At 41.0% G+C, this 23,757-nt stretch carries 15 protein-coding genes; 8 read left to right on the top strand and 7 right to left on the bottom strand.

What is annotated here, in order from left to right; genetic code table 11:
- Window positions 1–2 precede the first annotated feature (2 nt).
- Together KK487_RS16980 and KK487_RS16975 are read right to left on the bottom strand one after the other, a co-directional pair.
- Window positions 3–656, bottom strand: coding sequence for a thermostable hemolysin (locus tag KK487_RS16980; protein ID WP_215522226.1), 654 nt, complete (start codon window positions 654–656; stop codon window positions 3–5).
- A gap of 86 nt (window positions 657–742) precedes the next feature.
- Window positions 743–2,263, bottom strand: a complete 1,521-nt coding sequence (locus tag KK487_RS16975) for a sensor domain-containing diguanylate cyclase (RefSeq protein ID WP_215522225.1) — start codon at window positions 2,261–2,263, stop codon at window positions 743–745.
- A gap of 303 nt (window positions 2,264–2,566) precedes the next feature.
- On the opposite strand from KK487_RS16975, the gene KK487_RS16970 reads away from it, so the two are divergent.
- The 3 genes from KK487_RS16970 to KK487_RS16960 all read left to right on the top strand — a co-directional run bounded on the left by KK487_RS16970 (window position 2,567) and on the right by KK487_RS16960 (window position 7,287).
- Complete coding sequence (locus tag KK487_RS16970) at window positions 2,567–4,378, top strand: glycoside hydrolase family 3 protein (RefSeq protein WP_036955481.1); 1,812 nt, start codon at window positions 2,567–2,569, stop codon at window positions 4,376–4,378.
- 1 nt (window position 4,379) lies between these two features.
- The gene (locus KK487_RS16965) at window positions 4,380–5,114 is read left to right on the top strand and encodes a 5-oxoprolinase subunit PxpA (RefSeq protein ID WP_036955483.1); all 735 of its coding nucleotides are present in this window, start codon (window positions 4,380–4,382) and stop codon (window positions 5,112–5,114) included.
- A gap of 154 nt (window positions 5,115–5,268) precedes the next feature.
- A complete protein-coding gene (locus KK487_RS16960; RefSeq protein WP_036955486.1) occupies window positions 5,269–7,287 on the top strand; it encodes a S9 family peptidase in 2,019 nt (672 codons plus the stop codon).
- Window positions 7,288–7,989: 702 nt separating this feature from the next.
- Here KK487_RS16960 and KK487_RS16955 read toward each other — a convergent pair.
- Window positions 7,990–9,591, bottom strand: a complete 1,602-nt coding sequence (locus KK487_RS16955) for an isocitrate lyase (protein WP_036955489.1) — start codon at window positions 9,589–9,591, stop codon at window positions 7,990–7,992.
- A 239-nt stretch (window positions 9,592–9,830) separates the two neighbouring features.
- Between KK487_RS16955 and KK487_RS16950 the strand changes: the two genes are divergently transcribed.
- Window positions 9,831–12,008: a malate synthase G gene (locus KK487_RS16950; protein ID WP_215522224.1), complete on the top strand. Its 2,178-nt coding sequence runs from the start codon at window positions 9,831–9,833 to the stop codon at window positions 12,006–12,008.
- 667 nt (window positions 12,009–12,675) lie between these two features.
- Here KK487_RS16950 and KK487_RS16945 read toward each other — a convergent pair.
- The 4 genes from KK487_RS16945 to KK487_RS16930 all read right to left on the bottom strand — a co-directional run bounded on the left by KK487_RS16945 (window position 12,676) and on the right by KK487_RS16930 (window position 17,366).
- Complete coding sequence (locus tag KK487_RS16945) at window positions 12,676–13,401, bottom strand: YebC/PmpR family DNA-binding transcriptional regulator (RefSeq protein ID WP_013462824.1); 726 nt, start codon at window positions 13,399–13,401, stop codon at window positions 12,676–12,678.
- Between the two features lie 154 nt (window positions 13,402–13,555).
- On the bottom strand, window positions 13,556–14,173 hold the full coding sequence (locus tag KK487_RS16940) for an HAD family hydrolase (RefSeq protein WP_215522223.1): 618 nt from the start codon (window positions 14,171–14,173) through the stop codon (window positions 13,556–13,558).
- Between the two features lie 251 nt (window positions 14,174–14,424).
- Window positions 14,425–14,919: a DUF6702 family protein gene (locus KK487_RS16935; RefSeq protein ID WP_016899988.1), complete on the bottom strand. Its 495-nt coding sequence runs from the start codon at window positions 14,917–14,919 to the stop codon at window positions 14,425–14,427.
- Window positions 14,920–14,921: 2 nt separating this feature from the next.
- Window positions 14,922–17,366 carry a M1 family metallopeptidase gene (locus tag KK487_RS16930; RefSeq protein ID WP_033103223.1) on the bottom strand — a complete coding sequence of 815 codons (2,445 nt, stop codon included), beginning with the start codon at window positions 17,364–17,366 and terminating at the stop codon, window positions 14,922–14,924.
- Window positions 17,367–17,794: 428 nt separating this feature from the next.
- On the opposite strand from KK487_RS16930, the gene KK487_RS16925 reads away from it, so the two are divergent.
- From KK487_RS16925 to KK487_RS16910, 4 genes are all read left to right on the top strand, one after another.
- Window positions 17,795–18,031: a hypothetical protein gene (locus KK487_RS16925; RefSeq protein ID WP_215522222.1), complete on the top strand. Its 237-nt coding sequence runs from the start codon at window positions 17,795–17,797 to the stop codon at window positions 18,029–18,031.
- A gap of 66 nt (window positions 18,032–18,097) precedes the next feature.
- A complete protein-coding gene (locus KK487_RS16920; protein ID WP_215522221.1) occupies window positions 18,098–19,345 on the top strand; it encodes an exonuclease SbcCD subunit D in 1,248 nt (415 codons plus the stop codon).
- A complete protein-coding gene (locus tag KK487_RS16915; RefSeq protein WP_215522220.1) occupies window positions 19,342–22,992 on the top strand; it encodes an SbcC/MukB-like Walker B domain-containing protein in 3,651 nt (1,216 codons plus the stop codon). Before KK487_RS16920 ends, KK487_RS16915 begins: the two co-directional genes overlap by 4 nt.
- A gap of 9 nt (window positions 22,993–23,001) precedes the next feature.
- Window positions 23,002–23,658 (top strand): class I SAM-dependent methyltransferase, encoded by a 657-nt coding sequence (locus tag KK487_RS16910; protein ID WP_016899984.1) that lies wholly within the window; start codon window positions 23,002–23,004, stop codon window positions 23,656–23,658.
- The last annotated feature ends 99 nt before the right edge of the window (window positions 23,659–23,757 follow it).

Genomic DNA, 23,757 nt, shown 5'->3' with positions numbered 1-23,757 from the left:
ACTCATACCGCCTCCAGCGCATTGATTAATGCCGTAATGCCATGTGTATTTTGTTGTTTAATATTAAGTAGCATTGGCGTATTAAGTACTTGTAGATGTGCTTGCTCTAAATTAACAATGCATACTGTAGGCTGGTTCGCGTAGTAACTTCCCCAGCTTTTTGGTTGCTCAACAACACTGCTGTTAGCCAATGCAATTTCATTACACGTTACCCCTAATAAACGCAATAAAGCACGTACATGTTTGGTGGCACAAAAAACCAAATTAGTAGCACCAATAGCTCTTAAAGCTTCATTAACAATAATAAAATGCGATAATGTGGCTTTTCTGTGTGTTGAATAGAGATTACCTAACTCAAACACTTTACTGCGCTGTGTGCCCATTGGTAAAAACTGCTCAATGGGCGCTGCTAAATATTGTTCAATAAATAAAGGAGAAGTGGCGTTTCTAAGCCCTAAAGTGCAATGCCCTTGCTGAGTTTTATACTGACAGAGTAATGGCATAAATGAAGTTAGGCTGGCATTGTACGCAGCTAAAAAGCCTTGTTTTACTGTATCTTCAAGGCGCTGACGGTGTTCATCACATTCTCTGGCGCTCACAAACTGTGTGAACGACTGAAAAAGTGTTGATGATGACTGTTGTTGAGCTAATTGCATAAAAGCATCGCCTGTATTAAATCTATAGGTAGAATTTAATAGGCGAAACTTAAATAAAACTTAAGGTAAATTAATTTTTTAAAAATTTAATTTAGACTGGCAATAACGGTTTTATTTCGGCCCGTTTCTTTTGCATGATAGAGCGCTTTGTCAGCACATTTGTATACTTGATCAATATCATCACTGTGCTGCGGCCATGTAGCAATGCCGATGGAGACATTTATACAACCAACTTTGGCCATCGGTGTATTCGCCACTTCATTACGTAACCGCTCAGCAATAACAAACGCACTATCGCTATTTTCATTCGGTAATATAAGTAAGAATTCCTCCCCACCAGTTCGCGCGACAATATCATCTTTGCGAGATAGCTGCTTGATCACACACGTTAAAATTTTTAGTACCTCATCGCCCACATCATGGCCAAAGGTGTCATTAACCCGTTTAAAAAAGTCGATATCTATTTCTAGAACCGCAAAGGGGATCTGTTCTTGAATTAATTTATCTAACAATAAATACAAACCTCGCCGATTATGCGCACCAGTTAGCGGATCGGTGAGTGCATCTTGGCGTAATTGCCCCATTTTCGACTGCAGTATATTAACTCCTTCTAACATGGCTGCTTTAAGTTGCTGACTTTCAAAATACCAAGATTTAATACTTTTAAGATTCGCCACGTTTTGTTGATCAGTCGATAAATTTGCACTGTCAGCTAGTAACCTAAGGGGCTTAGCAATAAAATGCGCTAACACACCAATCAATACAAAAGTAATTAATACAATTGGTAGCATTCGCTTAAGCACCAGCCCTTGAAAAGTATCTAACGTGGCAAGTGTTGCCACCTCACTACGCTGGGCAACTACGCCCCAATTAGCAAGTTTAACGGGCGAAAATCCAGCAAGCATAGACACGCCTTGGCTATTTAAAACTCGGGTGTATCCATTTTCGCCTTGCAATACTCGCTCTATTACAGGGTTATTAAGGACTTGTTCGCCAATCCGCTTAGTCTCAGGATGATAAAGTAAGGTTTTATTATCAGCCACCACATAAAAGTATGCCCCGCCATCGTAACTATGCTGTTTTAATAAGGCGTTTAAAATGCTCTGTTGCTCTAAATAAAAGCTACCGCCAATATAGCCATAGTAGTTACCCATCTCGTCAAATAAAGGATAAGAAAGTACAACAATTAAGTTATTCGCAAGCGATACATAAGGACGACTAACCAATGGACGCTGTAGTTTAAAGGCTTGTTTAGAATGAGGTGAATTAACGGTTTTATTAATAATATTTAATGAAACAGGTGAGGCCGCTTTAACGACACCTTGCATGTTAATTGCTACCGAATTAAAGCTATGTGTTTGGTTTAAAAGGCGGTTGGTTTCAGCTTGGAGTAACTCAGTATTGGTAATGTCTTTAGCAATAATTTTGGCTGAAAACTCAAGTTGCTGCATCGCAGCGGCTAAAAAGTGATCGGTCGCCGAGGCAAGCTTACTAGCAAATACATGGTTACTTTTGAGAGTATCTTCTATTACCCGTTCTTTTTGTACTTGGTAACTAATGTATAAACCACTGAACAAAATAGCGGCTGTAGCAGTGATAGCTAACAACAGAATTAATTGCCTAAGTTTAAAAGTAAATGGTGATCGAAAACGCAACTTATTATCATCCTAAGCAAATAAAAACGACTGCTATGTACTACATATATCCTAAATATAATACAGAAATTAAACTAAGTAGCCTAATTTTTGTTATTTTTGGAATAATAAAATGACATTTATTATATATGTCGGGTTTTGCAGTTAAGCTCAATAATAGTTAAGCTGCATGCACTTTATTTTTATTTAGCCTTGAGGTGTGTGTTGCTAAATAAGTACCTGTTGTCGTCTTCTCTTTTTTTAATCGGATGTTTCATGCCAATAAAATCTTCTTTTGCCGATTCTGCGCTGTCGCTTGAACAGCAACTTGGGCAAAAACTTATGCTCGATTTACGCTATTTTTGTCACCAAGGCAGCAGTAAGCGCTGCAGAACAGCATTAACCGAGTTACCAGATACACTAGCCAAAGCGATTAGCCGTTATGATATTGGCGGGGTTATTTTATTTTCTGAAAACACCCAAAGTATTGAACAAATAATTAGCCTTAATCAGCAACTGCAACAAGCTGCGTCTCACTCTAAATCAGGCTTACCGCTTTTTATTTCAATTGACCAAGAAGGTGGACGAGTAGCTCGACTGCCACGTGATGTGGCCACTTCATTTACTGGTAATATGTCAATTGGCGCCACCTACCCTGAGCATGGCACTTATTTCGCAACTCAAACCGCGAATGTTCTTGCCACAGAGCTTTCAGCATTGGGGATTAATGTAAATTACGCGCCAACCGTTGATGTAAACATGAACCCAGACAATCCTGTCATTAATGTCCGCTCTTTTAGTGAAAACCCAAATGATGTAGCAGTATTAGGTGCCGCACAAGTTAGTGAATTTGAAAAAAATGGCATTATTAGCGCACTAAAGCATTTTCCTGGGCATGGCGACACCAATGTAGATAGTCATACCGGCTTGCCTAAAGTGATGCATTCAAAAGAGGTGATTTACGCACAAGATTTAGCGCCCTTTAAACACATTATTGAGCAGCATAGTCCGGGCATGATAATGACCGCGCATATTCAGTATCCAGAGCTCGATAGCAGTACCTTGACTAATGTTGATGGCAAACAAATGATCAAGCCCGCGACAATGTCGCGTAAAATCATGACCGATATTCTACGTAAAGAACTTAACTATCAAGGTGTGGTGGTAACCGATGCACTTGATATGGCAGGTATTAGTCACTTTTTTAGTCCAACTCAAGCAATTATAAACACCTTTGCCGCTGGGGTTGATATTGCGCTGATGCCAATAGAGATTAGAACGCCAGATGACATTAAAAAGCTCGATGCTCTCATTGAGTCATTAGTCAGTGCGGTTAAATCAGAACAACTAAACGCACAGGAAATTGCGCATTCAGCACAGCGTATTACCTCACTTAAAAGTAAATTTAAATTAAACGCTTTTCCTGATCCCATTAAAGCATTAGCCAATGCCAAACACATTATTGGTAATAAAGCACATCGCGAATTAGAAGCGTCACTGGCATTAGCGGCGATCACCCAAATAAAAAATAACAACAACACCTTGCCACTTAAGCTTACTGCAGGCCAACACATTCATATTATTATGCCCGATACGCGTAAATGTATGGCCATACAACAAGCCATAATGGCACTGAGCTCACACGCATTAGTTTATAGCTGTAGCAGTTTACAAGGTTTTGACCCAATCGATGCTCAGCGTAATATAAACCAAGCTGATATTATTATTGCCGGAAATGCCACGCCTAATCAAAGCGCGGTGGAAATTGGCGGGATGGATGATTTAGCCGATAACCCAGACTTTGCCCTCAATAACGCAGAGCAACCTAAAGCACTTGAATCATTACTTAAAATGGCTGACAAGCACCAAATACCTACCGTGTTTATTAGTTTGCGAGCCCCTTATGATATTGCTCAGTTTGGCGACTCTGCCGATGCAGTATTAGCTTCATATGCTTATAATATTGACGTAGACAAAAACGAGCAAGTATCTGGGCCTGCATTTACAGCACTTGCTAAAGTATTACTCGGTCAAGCCCCTGCTAAAGGCAGCTTACCGGTAACTATTAAACAATCAAAGAGCCACTAATATGAAACTCAATTGTGATTTAGGTGAAAGCTTTGGCGCGTGGAAAATGGGGCTTGATGATCAAGTAATGCCGCATATTGATATGGCAAACATTGCCTGTGGTTTTCATGCGGGCGATCCTAGCGTTATGGCCAATACTCTTAAGCTCGCTAAACAGCATAATGTTATGATTGGCGCTCACCCAAGCTACCCCGATAAACAAGGATTTGGCAGACGCTCAATGAACCTGAGTGTGGCCGAGCTCACTCAGTGTTTACACTACCAAATAGCTGCTCTTGATGGCATGGCAAAAGTACAAGGGTTAACCCTTCGTTATGTCAAACCCCATGGTGCGCTGTATAACGACATGATGACAAACCAGCAGCTACTCACCACTGTTATGGGTGCAGTTGCCAGTTACCCTGCAAACTTAAAGTTAATGATACTCGCCACGGCCGATGCTAAACACCACCATACAATGGCACGTCACCTTGGACTAACGCTTGTTTTAGAAGCGTTCGCAGACAGGCTATATACTGACCAAGGGCACCTCGTAGCAAGAAATATAGCAGGCAGTGTGCATAACAAAGACGCATTATTGACACAAGTTAAACAGCTTTTGGCCAGTAACAGTGTGACTACCCAGTCAGGAAAATCGTTAAAACTTAACGCCGATAGTATTTGTGTGCACGGTGATAACGCCCAAGGTGTTGCGCTTATTGAAGACATTAAGGCTCTTTGTAGCGCAAGCGTATAACTTCTTCTAAGCTGTAAACCCCCTTTACAGCTTTTACTTTCTTTTATCACCTTCATTCATTGGTAGTTTTAAATACTGGCTTCGTCGCATCTGACTGTTAATTATCCCTCTCCTACCCTATAAATAGAGCAGTGATTTAAAACAGGGATAAATAATGAAAACGCTTTTAGCTATGAGTCTTATACTGGGCAGCAGTCAATTAGCTGTTGCCAATACCGATACATTACAACTTCAAGATATCTTCAATCTTGAATATGCCAACCAAATAGACATAACAGAAGACGGTAAAACCGTGTATTTTGTCCGCAACCGCATGGATATTAAAACCGACCGTAAAGTAGGCAATATTTGGTCTGTTGATTACAACACAGGGCAACTACAACCATTAACTTCTGGTGTATATATGGATTACTCGCCAGTAGTCTCTCCTGACGGACAGCGACTTGCTTTCATATCAAACCGAGATGGTAGCAACCAAATATATATTAAATGGTTAAAAACAGGGGCTATCGCTAAGGTTAGTAATTTAACTAGCAATCCAAGCTCACTAACTTGGACTCCTGATTCAAACCAGCTGGTGTTTAGTATGTTTGTTCCAATGGCGGCGTCTGCGCCTGTCAGCTTACCTGGAAAACCAAAAGGTGCCACGTGGGCAGAGCCTGCTAAATATATTGACGATGTTTATTATCGTGCCGATGGAGGGGGTTATACTGAAAAAGGGTTTAGTCAATTATTTACACTTGATGCCAATGGCGGTAATGCTCAACAACTCACCAATGATAATTTTAATAATGGTGGGGAAGTCAGCTTTAGTAAAGACGGTAAAACATTGTATTTTTCTGCTAATCGCAATGAAAATAATGAATTGAAGCCCACTAACACTGAGCTCTATCAACTCGATTTAGACTCGCTAGCCATTTTCCCTCTAACTGAGCGTAATGGGCCCGATCAACAACCTAAAGTGTCACCTGATGGCAAATACCTTGCCTATACAGGGTATGACGACAAGCGTACTAATTACGAAAACACCCAACTCTATATTCGCGATTTAAAAACAGGGAATACTCACAGCCTAACCACCGATTTTGATAGAAGTGTTGGCCAAATTAAGTGGAGCGCGAACTCAAAAGGGCTTTATTTTAGCTATGCCGATGAAGGGCAAACTGCGCTGGCTTATCAACCTCGAAGTGGCAAACGCAAAGTGATTACCGAAAAAATAGGCAGTGTGGCGTTTGGTCGCCCTTATTCCGGTGGCGATTTCGATATTAGTGAAAATGGTCATGTTGCATTTACATTGGCCGATACCCAGCGCCCTGCTGATGTAGCCACAATAAAGCGCGGTAAAGCGCAGCGCTTAACCGATTTAAATTCTGATGCACTCGCAACCAAGCAACTCGCTGAGGTTGAAGAATTATGGCTTAAATCAAGCCACGATGAGCTGCCAATACAAGGCTGGGTTGCTTACCCACCGGGTTTTGATAAATCAAAAAAATACCCACTAGTGCTTGAAATTCATGGCGGCCCTGTCGCTAATTATGGCCCGCACTTTAGTGCCGAAGTACAACTTTTTGCCGCTAAAGGGAACGTGGTTTTATACATGAACCCACGTGGTAGTGATTCATACGGTAAAGAGTTTGCGCAAACCATTCATCATAATTACCCCAGCAATGACTACGATGATTTAATGACGGGTGTTGATGCGCTTATTGCAAAAGGGTTTATTGATGAATCTAAGTTATTTGTAACCGGTGGCTCTGGCGGCGGTGTATTAACAGCGTGGATTGTAGGTCATACAGATCGTTTTGCTGCAGCCGTGGTTGCCAAACCGGTGATAAATTGGATCAGCTTTGTACTCACTGCCGATTTTTATCCATTCTTTGCTGACTATTGGTTCCCAGGTAAACCATGGGATCATATTGAGCATTACATGAAACGCTCACCCATCAGTTATGTAGGTAATGTTAAAACCCCGACCATGTTACTCACGGGTGAGGCAGACTACCGTACGCCTATTTCAGAAACAGAGCAGTTTTATCAAGCCTTAAAATTGCAGGGGGTTGATACCGCGATGGTGCGTATTCCAAACGCCTCACATGGTATTACTGCCCGTCCATCTAACTTAATGACCAAAGTGGCATATATTCAATGGTGGTTTGATAAGCATTCGAAATAAAACGCAGAGTTATGAGTGACGAGCTATATAAGCTCGTTGCTCGAAGCTCGAAGCTCACAAGTGTAAACCCCCTTTACAGCAATAATGTAAGTGACCCCTTACATACTCAAACTAAATATCGGACTTAGCTTCAAACTGAGTTGGTAAAAAATCGGTTTATAGAAGAAATAGTGCTGTGAGTTAGTAAAAAATCGGTTTGAGTCACTGTTTATAAGCCCTCAGTTAGTAAAAAAAGGTTTTATAAGCTGCAGCAGTTAGTAAAAAATCGGTTTATTACTCTCTCGATACCTGCCTAAAACCTTTAAATTAATCGTTTAAGTGGCCAAATTGTGGGTTAGAAAGACAAATACCCCCCTTTAATAATAAAAAATGGCCGTTATTAGCATGGTTAGTTAAAATCTGATCTGTATTAAGAGCAGCTAGTTAAATCGTGATCTGCTTTAAGTCAGTTAGTTAAACTCTGATCTATATGCGGTAAAAAGCGGGTAATTTATTGTGCTTACCCGTGTTAAAGCGTAATCAACATAAAGCCCTCCAGCCGAGCATAAACATCCTTTAAATTTTATTTACACTTTTAACCTGCATTGCATTGAAAAATCTCACTAACCAAATGGCTAGTAAAATACTGATCTATTAAATTTTTCCTTTATGCAGGCATAAAAAAAGGGCCTTGCGGCCCTTAAGTAACACTATCTAGTTGAATTAAAATTGGTTCATGGTGTTAGCTTCACCACCGGCTTTAAGTGCATTCTCACCTGAGAAGTACTCTTTGTGTGTATCGCCAATGTTTGAACCTGCAAGGTCTTGGTGTTTAACAGACGCTTGCTCACGACGGATTTCTTGACGCTGTACATCACGTACATAAGCCAGCATACCTAAGTCACCAAAGTAACCTTCAGATAGAATATCTGTGCTTAATGCTGCTGTGTGGTACGTTGGTAACGTGATTAGGTGGTGGAAAATACCCGCTTCACGTGCACCATCGCGTTGGAAGTTTTGTACTAATAAGTCAGCGGCTGCTGCAAGCTCTGTTGCATCCATTTCTGGAGCCATAAGCGCTTTGTTATCATCAAGACTTGGGTAAGCGCTCAGGTCACGACCTTCTTCCAGCCATTCTTGGTATACTTGCTCACGGAACTTCAGCGTCCAGTTGAACGATGGTGAGTTGTTGTATACTAATTTAGCATCTGGTACTTGCTCTTTTACGCGATTAACGAGTTCAGCAATTTGTTTTACATGTGGTTTTTCTGTTTCAATCCACAGTAAATCAGCACCTGACTGTAGGCTCGTTACACAATCTAGTACTACACGGTCTTTTTCAGTGCCTTCGCGGAACTGGTATAAACCATTGTCTAGGCGTGTTGGCTTACAAAGCTGACCATTAAGCTTCATTGCTGTTTCGCCTTCATTCAAGTCATCAACACTGTTTACTGGGGTTGTTTCTAAAAATGCATTGTATTGGCTTGCTAAGTCACCTGGTTTTTTTGAAACCGGTACTTTTTGCGTAAGGCTTGCACCTAGTGAATCGGTACGCGCAACGATAATACCGTTATCAATACCTAGCTCTAGGAACGCATAACGCACTGCGTTAATTTTTGCTAAAAAGTCTTCATGTGGAACCGTCACTTTACCTGCTTGGTGACCACATTGCTTAGCATCTGATACTTGGTTTTCGATTTGGATAGCACATGCACCCGCTTCAATCATCTTTTTAGCTAGCAGGTAAGTTGCTTCTTCGTTACCAAAACCGGCATCAATGTCAGCAATAATTGGTACAACGTGCGTTTCAAAGTTATCAATTTTGTTAAGTACTGCTTGAACGTCGCCGCCGTTTGCTTTTGCGTCGTCTAATTCATTAAATAAGTGGTCAAGTTCACGTGCATCCGCTTGCTTTAAGAAGGTATAGATTTCTTCGATAAGTGCCGGTACTGATGTTTTCTCATGCATACTTTGATCTGGAAGAGGACCAAACTCAGAGCGAAGCGCTGCAACCATCCAACCGCTTAGATATACGTAACTGCGCTTAGTTGTTTTTTGATGGCGCTTAATTGCCATCATCATTTGTTGGGCAGTAAAACCATGCCAACAACCTAAAGACTGTGTGTACTGGCTTGTGTCTTTATCGTATGCAGCCATGTCTTCACGCATGATGTCTGCTGTAAATTGTGCAATATCAACACCAGAGCGAAAACGATTTTGTAAACGCATACGTGTTGCGTATTCAGGATTAATTGTTTTCCATGCACTGCCCTGTGATTGGCATAATGTTGCTAGTGTATCTGTTTCGCCTTGATATGTTGTCATAATAAAGTCCTTCGAACGGGTATTAATATTTATTGTTGAGAGAGTGACTACATCGCGTTAGCTCTGTAGCGCTTAATTAAACATTAGGCTTATTTTTTAGATTTAGTAAATTTATAGTTTTTATTGTGGCTATACATATTGTGAATGACTAAAAAGCATTCAAAGCCACTTTTTTGCGATATGGTAGGTGTACGCATATAAAAAATTGCACACTGTCGGACCGTTTAAGGATATTAATTATGAGCCACACTCTCACCCATTCAGGACTCAGCGTTGATAAGCAACTTGCTGAATTTGTTAAAAAACAATTATTACCTGGTACTCATCTTGATGAACACCAGTTTTGGAAAAGCTTTGCCAACATAGTGCAAACACTTACACCATTGAACAAATCACTACTGGCTAAGCGTGAACAGCTACAAAAGCAAATTGATGACTACCACCTTGCAAATAAAAATGCTGACCAAGCTCAGTATCAAGCGTTTTTAAAAGATATTGGCTACCTAGTTGATGAGCCTGAAAACTTTAGTATTGAAACTCAAAATGTAGAGCCAGAAATAGCGTTGACTGCAGGGCCACAGCTAGTGGTGCCGGTTAGTAATGCACGCTTTGCACTTAATGCAGCTAATGCACGTTGGGGGTCGTTGTACGATGCTTTATATGGAACCGATGTATTAAGCGAAGACGACGGCGCCGAAAAAGGCAGCCAATACAACCCTGTTCGTGGCTTTAAAGTAATGGCTTACGCAAGGCAGTTTTTAGACAAAGCATTACCGCTTGAAAATGGCTCGCATATTGAAAGTACTAACTATTCTATTGTTGACGGCGCCCTTGCTATTACCCTGCGCGACAGTTCGCACACCACACTTAAAAACCCTGAGCAACTGATTGGCTATCAAGGTGAAGCACAAAACCCGAGTGTTATTTTACTTAAAAACAATGGATTGCATATTGAGCTGCAAATAGACCATCACCACCCTATTGGTCAAGCTGATAAAGCAGGGTTAAAAGATGTGGTGCTAGAAGCCGCACTAACAACCATTATGGACTGTGAAGACTCGGTTGCCGCAGTGGATGCAGAAGATAAAGTACAAGTTTACAAAAACTGGCTTGGTTTAATGCAAGGCAACTTGGTTGAAACGTTTAGAAAAGGCGACAAAATGATCGACCGCACGTTACAAGCTGACCGACAATATACAGGTCTTGATGGCCAAAAACTGACCCTCAAAGGGCGCAGTATGATGTTTGTGCGTAATGTGGGACATTTAATGACAAATCCAGCCATTACCGATGTAAGCGGCAATGATGTGTTTGAAGGCATTATGGATGCCATGTTCACCGCAACAGCTGCTTTGCACGATTTAAACACTAAAAACACGATTAAAAATTCAACCGCGCAAAGTATTAATATTGTAAAACCGAAAATGCATGGCCCTGATGAAGTCGCCTTTGCTAATACCTTGTTTGGTATGGTTGAAGAGGCGCTGAGCTTGCCTAAAAACACCCTTAAAATGGGTATTATGGATGAAGAACGTCGAACATCAGCCAACTTAAAAGCATGTATTCATGCAGCAAAAGAGCGTGTTGTGTTTATTAACACTGGCTTTTTAGACCGCACTGGCGATGAAATTCATACCTCAATGCAAGCGGGTGTTGTGCTGCCGAAAGCGGCTATTAAAGCACAGCCTTGGATCAGCGCTTACGAAGATCGCAACGTTGATATTGGCCTAGCCTGTGGCTTAAGCCATAAAGCGCAAATTGGTAAAGGTATGTGGGCAATGCCAGATAAAATGGCGATGATGATGGAGCAAAAAATAGCGCACCCTCAATCTGGCGCAAATACCGCTTGGGTGCCCTCCCCTACTGCCGCCACATTACACGCAATGCATTATCATGATGTTGATGTATTTAGCCTGCAGCAAAGCATTGCCACGCGTCAAATAGCAAGCCTAGAGAGCTTACTTACACCGCCGCTCATGCCCAACCCTGAAACGCTATCAAAAGAAGATATTCAAAGCGAGCTTGAAAACAACGCGCAAGGTATTTTAGGCTACGTAGTACGTTGGATTGACCAAGGAATAGGCTGCTCTAAAGTGCCTGACATTAATCATATTGGTTTAATGGAAGACAGAGCCACCTTACGTATTTCAAGCCAACATATCGCCAACTGGCTACATCATGGTGTATGTAGCAAAGAGCAAGTACAAAAAGTGATGGCAAAGATGGCTAAGGTTGTTGATGGCCAAAACGAGCATGACAGCCTTTACACGCCAATGGCAACTAATGAGCAGACATTAGCTAAAAGTATTGCGTATCAAGCTGCTTTAGCACTGGTATTTGAAGGGGTTAGTCAACCGAGCGGTTACACAGAGCCGCTACTACACAGCTACCGCTTGAAATATAAAGCACAGCACTAACTTAAAACTTAACCTAAAAATAAAAAATCAGCTTTACTAGGGTCTGTTGACCTTTCAAGGTTAAATTTGCAGCAGTCTGTTTGGTATTTAGGCAAGGCAGAGCCTATCTATACCCAAATTACCTTAATCTGCGAGTTTCAGTTGGAATTAAAAGCTATTTTGACAAGGCATTGATTGAAAATAATGGTTATTCCCTTGTTAAAATCAATAACGCAGCATAAATAGCTTTTAAACCAACCCGTAGGGCGTTTCACAGGAACTTACTCCCTTCGTTGTTCCTTTTTAAAAGGGAGGACCATTATTGCAAAGGGAACGCCTTGATATTAAGTCCCTGTGAAACGCTGAATTCTGTATATTAAGGCAATTTGGGTATAATGTGGTTATTCCCCATAAATAGGCGATAACGCAGCATCAATGCCAAACAGGCGCTGCCCGAAGGGTTCTGCCTAGGGGCGATTTACTCTTTGTTGCCTACATGGATGTAGGTAAGGGGCGTGAGCAGGACGCGGAAGCTTTGCTCGGTTTTTACTTAGCCCACTAGGTTACAAACCTCGCGCCGCGATTAAACCGCCCCTAGTTTGAACAAATTTTAATCCGCAAAGGTCAACAGACCCTAAGCTAATTTTTTATAACGCTAGTGAATAATCACTATTCAAATCGCTACGAATTAATTTTTAATAGTCGCGTTATGATAAACATTTTGTACGTCATCGCAATCTTCAAGCATATTGATAAATTTATCAAAGTTGGCAATAACTTCTTCATCAGTGATTTCAACATGTACTTGTGGCACAAAGGTAATTTCATCAACCTCAAAGTTAATGCCTTCAAATGCCTCTTCCAGTGCCGTTTTAGCTTTAAAATACTCAGTATGCGGTGCAAACACCGATACCTTGCCATCTTCGGCTTCTACATCGGTTACATCAACGTCAGCCATCATCAGGGCTTCTAACACAACTTCGTCGTCATCGCCCGCAAATCCTAAAACAGCAAGGTGATCAAACATATGTGCAACACACCCAGGCGTACCTATTTTTGAATCTGTTTTAGTAAACGGTAAACGTACATCTTTAATTGTGCGGTTTGGGTTGTCGGTTAAACAGTCAACAATCACCATACAATTACCAGGGCCGTAACCCTCGTAACGGGCTGAAGAGTAATCTTCCCCTGCCCCACCGGCTGCTTTTTCAATTGCTTTTTCGATTACGTGCGCAGGAACTTGGTCTTTTTTTGCTTTTTCAATTAAGCGGCGCAATGTTTGATTTACATCGGGATCAGGTTCACCACTTTTGGCTGCAACGTAAATTTCTTTACCGTACTTCGAATTTACTTTAGTTTTTGCGTTGGCTGTTTTAGCCATCGAACTTTTGCGGACTTCAAATGCTCTGCCCATCTTGTGCCTCTATTGAATACATTTGGTTTGCGATATTTTACCAATTCAAACCGTATTGGGCTAGTGGTTCAATATGCTATGCTGTGCAAAAGCAGCTGGGTATTAATTTAAATAATACCCATTATGTCATTAAATAAATAAAACAAAGCTCAATTTAACATAACTCAACTTTTTCAGCGTAATTATCAATTAATGACACCAACTCATCAAACGCATGAATAACAAAATCGGCTTGTTCGGCATACCCGGGGGTTACATCAGGTGCATACAAACAGGCACGCATATTAGCATTGTGCGCCGCTTGTATGTCGTATAAATAATCACCAACATAAATCACATTATCAACCGGCATTTCCCATTGAGTTGCAACCGTTAATAAAGCGCTCGGATCGGGTTTTGCTGGTGCGTCTGTTCGGGTGAGTACTGTTTCTATTGGTAGCGGGTTATTCTGTAACTTTAATGTCGCCGCCTTATCAAAATTACGTGTAACAATGGCCATAGGTATGTTTTTAGCTTGTAGCGCTTTAACAACCTCTACAACGCCAGGTAGAAGCTTAGCCGATTGTGCATCTAACAACTCATGCTGATGCACTATATTCATTGCTTCTTCACGCATATAGGGGGAAGGCAGTTGTTCTATGTAATCGAGTAAGTCTTGCTCTGCAGGGCAACCTACTTGGGCTTTTATCAATGAAAAGTTTAATTCTGAAGATACTAAAGTTCCGTCTAAATCAAAAATAACACCTTTGATTGCCTCAATTTGCGTTTTCATTTCATTCCTTGCGCTAAATAATTAGCTCAGTATGCTAGGTTTGGCTTAGGTTATCTAAACCTTTAATAAAAAGTATATCAATAAACATATAAAAAACAGCTCAGTCCATTGAAATTTAATTATAGCTCATTTGATAACGTAATAGTTTGGGTTTGTATAACTGGTATAGTAAAGACTTTACGATGCAATTAATTAACTCGATCAGCTATAAAGGAAAGTGCGCACCCTCTAAAGGTGCGCAATAATAGTGGTTATTTCGGCTCAAATTTCGCTTCAAGCCAGGTATCGTCTTGGCTAAAGTTTAAGGTTTTTATCTGTCCTCGCCCTTCAACATTCACCATATTCACTTGTGCAGGCCACAAATCACGCAGTGCACCATGACTCATTCTAATGCCCTCAATCTCATCGGGAATAGCAGCTTCTTGGTACACCCAAAAAAACTTACCATCCACTTGTGCACCTACATAATTAAGAGTGAGGGGCTCACCGCTCAAGGTTTGTAAGGCAACATGAGATTCAACATACTTGGCAAAGCGTTTTTGGTCACGCTTGTTACTCATAATATCCACTTTGCCTTTAAACAAGTTACCAACAGCATGCTCTGTGTCATGTAAATAAAAACGATGCATCAATTCAATGTTGTGCGTACGCTGATTAAATAACACCGTTGTAACGGATGATTTTAATTGATGCGCCATACTTGGCGCAGCAATTAAAAAACAAACAATAATAAGCAAAAAGCGCATTATTATTGGTCCTCGTCGTTATTTTTTTCGTCTTTTGGCTCGTCTTTTTTCAGCTCTGTTTTGATATCTTGCATAATATCACGGCTTACTTTTGCCTTGCTCTTTTCACGTTTATACACTTCAATACGCGAAGGAATAATACGACGTGGGTAGTGGTTATTTTCTACATCAACATCCGCTGTTTCCCAGCCTGGATCAACCGTTACTGAGGTAAGCGGTTTGTTTTTGTCGGTAATAATCAGCTTTTGTACGTTTTTGTGATTACGACGCCAAATTTCTGCAGGAATATAACGTTCCTCTTTAGTGCCATCTTCATACGTTAGCTCTAAAAGAATTGGCATCACTAAGCCACCGAGGTTTGAAAACTCCATCACGTAGTAGTTTTTGTCTTCTTCAAGCGCGCGATCAAGTGTTTTACGCTCCCACGGCTTTAAGCCTTTTAAAAACTTGTTGTACGTATTACGCTCTTTGTTTGTAACGGTAAAGCGATCGTTTTCGTCATAAAAGTCTGTCACATCTGGATTTTGTTCAACCCACGTTTTTTTACCTTCAGCGCGATTACGCTCAACAAATAATGAACTTGGCTTATCAGCTTCAATATCACGTAAACGTTTAAAGTCAATATCTGGATTTTTGGTGTCTAAACGTAATTGATATACTTTATCAAGCGAGATATCAACATGGTCTGTGGTGTAGAACCAACCACGCCAAAACCAATCTAAATCAACACCTGAGGCTTCTTCCATAGTACGGAAAAAATCAGCGGGAGTAGGGCGTTTATACTTCCAGCGCTGAGCGTACTCTTTAAAGGCAAAATCAAATAATTCACGCCCTAAAATCACTTCACGTAAAATATTTAATGCCGCAGCAGGTTTAGTATAGGCATTAGGGCCTAAACGTAGCACGCTGTCTGATTGCGTCATGATAGGCACTTGAGTCTCTGACTTCATGTAAGCAACAATGTCACGTGGTTCAACGCCCCATGGAATCGTTGGATCCCATTCACGCCCAGCAACACCGTCTAAAAAGCTATTTAAGCCTTCATCCATCCAAGTCCATTGGCGCTCATCTGAATTTACAATCATTGGAAAGTAGATATGACCCACTTCATGAATAACAACACCAATTAAAAAGCGTTTTTCTGCTTGAGAGTAAGTGCGTGTACCATCGTCTTGTAAATCTGTACGTGGGCCATTAAAAGTGATCATTGGGTATTCCATACCCCCTACAGGGCCATTAACTGACTGCGCAGTTGGGTATGGGTAATCAAATGAATACTGTGAATACACTTCCATCGTGTGTACAACCGCTTCAGTTGAGTATTTCTTCCATAAGTCGCCACCTTCTTTAGGGAAGAACGACATCGCCATAACGAGTGGTTGTTCATCACCACCTTGCTGGTAACCTTTAGCATCCCACATAAATTTACGTGATGATGCCCAAGCAAAGTCGCGAACATTTTCTGCTTTAAAATGCCATGTTTTTGTTTTGTCTGTACCGGCTTTTTCGTTTTCGAGCGCTTCTTCTTCGGTAACAACAAACACAGGGCGTTTTGCTGTTTCAGCTTCTTTTAAACGCTTGCGCTGAGTGCTGGTCAATACCGAGCTTGGGTTATCAAGCTTACCAGTTGCCGATACAATATGATCCGCAGGAACCGTAATTTCAACATCGTAGTCACCAAACTCTAAAGTGAACTCACCACTGCCTAAAAACGGTTTGTTTGTCCATGCTTCGTAATCGGTGTAAGCCGCTAAGCGAGGAAACCACTGTGCAACCAAGAAAATATCGTTACCGTCTTCTTCAAAATGCTCGTAACCTGCACGTGCGCCTACCGCGTCTTCTTCAACGAGGTTAAACGCAAAGTCCATACTAAACTCAACATCCTTACCGGGTTTAAGTGGGGTATTTAAATCAATGCGCATTAAGGTATCAACCACAGTCACGCGCAGCGCTTTACCATCTTCATCTTTAACATTGCTAATGGTGTAACCCAGTTCATTATCGTCCATAAATTGCTGACGACGTAAATCACCTAAGCTTAACTTAGCTGGTTTTGCATCTGGTTCGTTTTGTAGGGTACTTTTAAATGTTTGCGTGGTTTCTGCAATTGAGTCATTTTTAAAAATATTTTGATCAAGCTGAAGCCATAAATACTTTAATGTATGCGGAGAGTTATTTTTATATTCAATTGTTTGACTCCCCGTTAAGCGACGCTTTTGCTCATCAAGCTTTACATCAATATCGTAATCAACGCGTTGTTGCCAATAATTTTCAGCAGGGGCACCAGCTGCACTGCGGTAAACGTTAGGCGTAGGTAAAGCTTCATCTAGTTGACGAAACTTATCAACATAGCTGCCTTTAGTTTGCTCAACAGATGAGGCAAGCACAGAGCTTGCCATTGCCAAAGGCAATACAAACGCGCTCAGTGTAAATAAATTTTTCTTCATTGTTAATCCTGATCGATTTTAGTAACGCTACTGTGACAAATTTACAGCTTAGCTTCAATAAAATAGCGATAAAACCCTGCTTTTATAGGGTGATATTCCCCACCTTTTTGTAAATACAATAAATAGCGTTTTATACAACAAAAAAGAACGGACATTTCGTCAGAAATTGAATAAAAAAACAAAGGCAATTAATACGCCAAACAAAACTGTAAAGGGGGTTTACAAAACACACTGGCTATCACTAAAATTAGAGATAAAAGCAAAAAACACAGCTATTTTCATTAAAAAAGCTAAATAACGCAGTTTTAGGTTGATCTTTACTATGGTTTGTAATTAGAATCGCCCACTTTTTTAATTTGAGAGCATTTTTTTAGCGTTTCTCTCAAATATTTTTTGTTCTAACTAGTCGTAACAAGTGTGGTGAGTTTATGGATTTTTATGTCCTAAAAAAGCAGCAAAAACTAATTGCAATACCAGCAGACGTGCAAAATTGTAAGCAGTATATAAACTCGGGTTATCTGTATATTGATAAAGTCGCTGCTTGTAATGAAACTAATGCACTGCAAGTATTACAAGCTAAAAAAGCCAAAGCATTAAAGTGGCCTTTAACAATCGCGCTCGCTGCTTTGCCCGTTATTTTTATAGCTTGGTATAGTTTAACCTAAAGCGATACTTGCATCTTTAATTGCGTTGGGTATATTGGCGCTCTTATGGTTTTTTAAGAGCGCAAAATGAAAGTTCTTCACACTTCAGACTGGCACCTAGGTCAGCAATTTTATGAACATGATCGCCGTCATGAACACCATGCTTTTTTCTCTTGGCTGTTAACCACCCTTGTTAACCAACAAATCGATTTATTGCTTGTTGCAGGTGACATTTATCATACTGCCACACCGAGTGCTAACGCCGAAAACCAACTCTATCAATTTATAAAAAACGCCAAAGCCCAGTGCCCACAATTACACGTTGTTATTATTGCGGGTAATCATGACTCCGCTAATCGTATTTTGGCTGCACAGCCCTTATTAGCCCAGTTTGATACTCATGTGGTAGGGCGGTTTGATCCTGCTAAACCCAGTGACGTTGTAATAACGATTAATAACGATGATAAACGCGCTGTGGTACTCGCTATGCCTTTTTTACGCACCAGTGACATAAGCACGCTTAGCCAAACCGAAAATGGCCCCAGTTACGCACAGGGCGTTGCAAAAGCCTATGAACTTGCTCTTGAACATGCGCTAACACTTAACGCTGAAAATACGCCTTTAATTGTTATGGGTCATTTGCATGCAAAAGGCGGTAATATTTCCGGTGACTCTGAACGTAATTTGGTCATTGGCGGTGAAGAAGCTATTTCAGCGTCGGTATTTGGTAAGCAAGCCAATTACGTCGCACTAGGCCACTTACATAAAGCACAACTAGTAGCTAAAAATGAGCAAATACGTTACAGCGGCACGCCTATTCCAATGTCGTTTTCAGAAAGAAAGTATACCCATCAAGTAAATATGGTTGAATTTAGCGAGCAAAAAAACCAACCGTTAAACACCACTGTAAACCCCCTTTACATTCCGCGCTTAGCTGAAGTAATTGTACTTCCTGAAGGAGAATGTGTGCCTTTAGCGCAGCTGTGTGAGCAAATAAAAGCACTCGATACAGAGCAATACGACATTGCTCCTTACTTGCGAGTAAAACTTAAATCAAGTGATATCGATACCACCTTTCGAGAACAAATCGAGCAAGCACTTAAAGGAAAACAGGTTAATTTTTGTGGCATAGAGCGAGTTCGTGACCAGCAAATGAGTAATTCCTCAGAAACGGTATTTGAAGATTTAAGTTTTGTGGAAATGCTCAACCCAATTAGCTTACTCGAACAAGCATTTAATAATGATAAAGATATGGCCGCAGCGACCGTGCCCAATGAATTAAAAGCACTGTTAACCGACGTAATTGAAGAACTTGAACAGGAGCAACTGCTATGAAAATAACGGCTGTTCGTATTCATAATTTAGCCTCTATTGCCGATGCCGAAATCGACTTTTTAGCCTCACCACTCAAAGACGCAGGCCTCTTTGCCATTACAGGTGATACCGGCGCAGGAAAAAGCACCGTACTCGATGCTATCTGCTTAGCACTTTATACTAAAACTGCGCGTTTGAAAGGCGATAAAGGTAACCTAATTGATTTTAATGGCGATAACATTAAGCTTAACGATGCCCGCAATTTATTGCGCCGTGGCAAATGGGAAGGGTACGCCGAAGTAGATTTTAGTGGCCAAGACCAACAGCTTTACAGAGCTCGTTATAGTATTCAACGTACGCATAAAAAAGTAACCGGCAAACTTAAAGTGGCCGAACATACTTTACATAGCCTACCCGATGAAACCTTAATTGCTGACAAAAGTGGCACCTTAAAAGCCATAGAAAATAAAATAGGTTTGACCTTTGAGCAGTTCTCGCGTGCGGTGTTACTAGCACAACATGAGTTTGCCGCCTTTTTAAAAGCCACTGGCGATGAGCGCGCGCAGCTTTTAGAGTGCCTGACTGGCACCGATAAATTTAGTCGAATAGGGCAGCGTATATTTGAGCGCAACAAAGCTATTAAAGATAAATTTGAATTACTAACGGCAAGTTTAGCCAGTTATACGTTATTGTCTGACGATGAGCTGAGTGAAAAACAACAAACGCTGGCTGATTTAAAACAACAAATTGAACACACTAAAACAACTTTAGCAACGACAGAGCAAGGCGTTAATTGGTATAAGCAAGCACATAGCTTAGAGCTGACATTAAAAAATGCTCAGCAAAGCGAGCAACAAGCACATGCCGCACTCAATGCTGTTAAAGCGCAAACTGAGCAAGCAAAACAAGCGCAAAGTGCGCTTGAAATTAAAGATAACCGCCAGCGCTGTGAAAGCTTAACAGCGCAAAATAGCCAGTTAAATACACAAATAAAACAATTAAACGAGCTTGATCACAACGCGCTGATCACCGAGCAAGCCAGTAACATTAAAAAACAGCAAAACGAATTAGATACAGCAAAACAACAAAAGCTAACAGCAGAGCCTCTGATTGCAAAAGCGCGAGAGCTCGACAGCCAATTAGCAATATATAACCAAACTATAAAAAGTCTGACTCAACAAAGTGCCAAAGAGCAGCAACAATTAAGTGATTTACAACAGCAGCTACAACAAAACAAAATAAGCGCAGAGCAAGCCACAACTCAAATCACAGGGCATCAGCACTGGTTGAACGAGCAGAGTCAATTAAAGCCATTGGCAACTGATTGGAACTATTTTCATCATAGCTTTAAGCAGTTTTTTAATACTCAGACACAACTAAAAACAACCCAGCAGCAAGCTCAGGCTCACGCAGAGCAACAAACAATACTCACAGCAAAACTTAGCGAGCAAAATAAACAACTCGAACAAGCAGAGCAAACGCTTACAACGCAGCAGCAAAGCCTAAATAAGCTAAACCAGCAGCACGCTCAATTTAATATTGAACAATGCGACAGTAAGCTTAAAAACATTGATTATTTAAAAGATCAGCGCACACGCTATAAGCAGTTTAACCAAGAGTTAAAACACACGGTGCAACAGCAACGTGATGTGGCAGAAAAGCTCAGCCACAGTGAACACTCTAAAACTACGCTGCTTACGCATTTAACCAGCAAAGAGCAGGCACTTAAACACGCAGAGCAAGCGCTTAATCAAGCGAGGCTTCGTGCCAGTGAGCATGTTGAGCATTTACGTGCACAACTGGTTCCAAATGAGTCGTGTGCCGTTTGTGGGGCTACAGAGCACCCGTTCGCGAGCAATCAAAGCCAACCTTTTACAAACCTAATAACCGACTTTGAAAATGCATATAATAACGAAAAGCAGCAACACCAAGATGCTCAAACACAGCTTCATCAGCACCAAACACAACACGCGGTTTTGGTGGCAGAGCATGCTCAGTACAGCCAAGCCATTAGTGATGCACAAGCCAAAATGCTGGAAATTAAAAATACCATGCAAGCGGCTAAAACCGAGCTTAATGAGTTAACAGTTGAGCAGCTTGATGAAACTTATAAGCAATTAAGTGCACAAAAAACACAGTATTTTTCGGCGCAAAAACAGCTCAGTAATTTGCAAGAAACTGTTAACCAGTTGCAAAGCACAGTTAAAAAAGAACAAGCGACACAGCAACAATTAAATACACAGCATGTTGAGCTGAGCAATCAGCAATCTCAGCTTAATAACAAATGCGATGAACTAGCAACTCAAATCGAAGCGCTTATAAAAGAGCTCAATTTACATTTTGAACACAGTGATTTTTGGCACGCATTGCAAGCAGGCTCGTTACCGCTTAGCGATTTAGCTCAGCAGGTAGAACAATATCAGCAAATCCAAGCACAGCTTGAACAAAGTCAAAAACAATTCGACAGCGCCAATGTACAGTTACAACAACTAACACCGCTTATAACCAAAGCAGAGCAGCGAGTTAACACGCTCAATGAAGAATTAACTCAAACACAGCAACAGCACAATAATACGCAGCAACAGCGCTTAGCCTTGTTTGATAACCAAACTATTAGCGCCGATGACTACCAAGCTAAACTGTCAGCAAAGCTAGAGCACTGCCAAAACCAATTAAGTGCCAGCCAGCAGGCACATGACAGCGCCGTAAAACAACGCGATGAACACGCCATTACGCTTAAAAACCTTGAGCATCGTCTGGCAGATAACCACCAAGAGTTAATGATGCTTGAAACGCGTTACAACGACTGGTTTAAAGAATTTAACACCCTTCATGGCGATATCAGTCATGAACAAGTCACATTTTTACTAACTATCAGCAACGACGATATTAAAACTCAGTTAAAACAAGGCGAGCAACTATCGCAAGCAGTCGTTGATGCCAGTGCCGCGTTAAAGCAACAGCAACAAGCTAATGAACAGCATCAACAAAATAATCAGCCAACGCAAAGCGAAGCACAGCTAATTGAGCAACAAAACCACTTAAATACCCAGCAAACACAATTGCAAAATAGCTTACTCACCATCAACACCGCGATTGAGCAGCACAACCAAAATGCAAAAGCGCTTGAGGGCAAACAAGCTGAACTGAGCCAGCTCAAGCAACAGGTCGACCAATGGCATTTACTTAATAAAGTACTAGGTGATGCCACAGGGAAAACAATGCGTAATTTAGCGCAAACACAAACACTCAAAATATTGCTGCATTATGCTAATAGCCATTTAAAAACCCTTAACAAGCGTTATGAGCTCACTGCAATTGCTGAGTCACTTGATATAGCCATTATCGACCGCGATATGGCCGATGAACAACGCTCGGTCAATACGCTATCTGGCGGTGAATCGTTTTTAGTGTCGTTGGCATTAGCACTTGGACTTGCCTCACTATCTTCGAACAAAGTGCAAATTAACTCGTTATTTGTTGACGAGGGCTTTGGAACACTAGATAGTGAAACACTCAGTATTGCCATGGACGCGCTAGATTCATTGCAAGCGCAAGGTAGAAAGGTCGGTGTAATTTCACATGTAAGTGAAATGAGCGAACGCGTTGCTACGCAAATTCATGTCGCTAAAAAACCGGGTGGATACTCCACCATAAACGTAATTTAAGGAGACAGCATGCCCACTTTCAAAGGCGAAGAAGCACAAGAATATGATAACCGCATTACCCGTTTAGTCCCAGGCTATGAGCTACTTCATCAACTAACCAATGCACAACTGCAAACCACGTTAAGCGACGATGCACACATTTTAGTGATTGGTGCCGGCACAGGTAAGGAAGTATTAGCATTAGCACAAATAAATCCTAAATGGCAGTTTACTGCCCAAGACACCTCCAGTGATATGCTCGATATTGCAAAACAGCGCTTTGCAGAGCAAGGTATTGATAGCCGTGTCACTATTGAATGTAGCCCAGTTGATAAAGTAAAAGCGAAAGCAGACGCCGTATTATGTTTACTGGTGATGCATTTTGTAGAAGATAACGGCGACAAAAAACAAATTCTTAAAAGCATTAAAACTAACCTTAAAAAAGGAGCGAATCTTTACATTGCTGATTTAATGCGCCCAGAAACAACATTTGAGCGTGAGTCACAATTAAACACCTGTGCTCAATTAGGCTTAACTGAAGCTGGCAAAACTCAAATGGGGCATAACCTCGAAAGAGAGTTTTACCCCCTAGATCGTATGCGCTTTAGTGAACTACTGAATGAATGTGGATTTGGTATTCCAAAGCTTTATTTTAAAGCACTTGGCTTTAGCGGTTACGTTGTATAAATTTTTGTCAAAAAAAAAGCTAATATCATAATGATATTAGCTTTATTGCTTAACACTAGTTTAAGCGGAGTGAGTGCGCTTTAAAGCCCACTCCCTCTA

The sequence above is a fragment of the Pseudoalteromonas sp. SiA1 genome, assembly GCF_018732205.1.
Taxonomy (GTDB): Bacteria; Pseudomonadota; Gammaproteobacteria; order Enterobacterales; family Alteromonadaceae; genus Pseudoalteromonas; species Pseudoalteromonas tetraodonis.
Note: the sequence above shows the minus strand (reverse complement) of the source record. Positions and strands in the feature narration are given on the sequence as shown.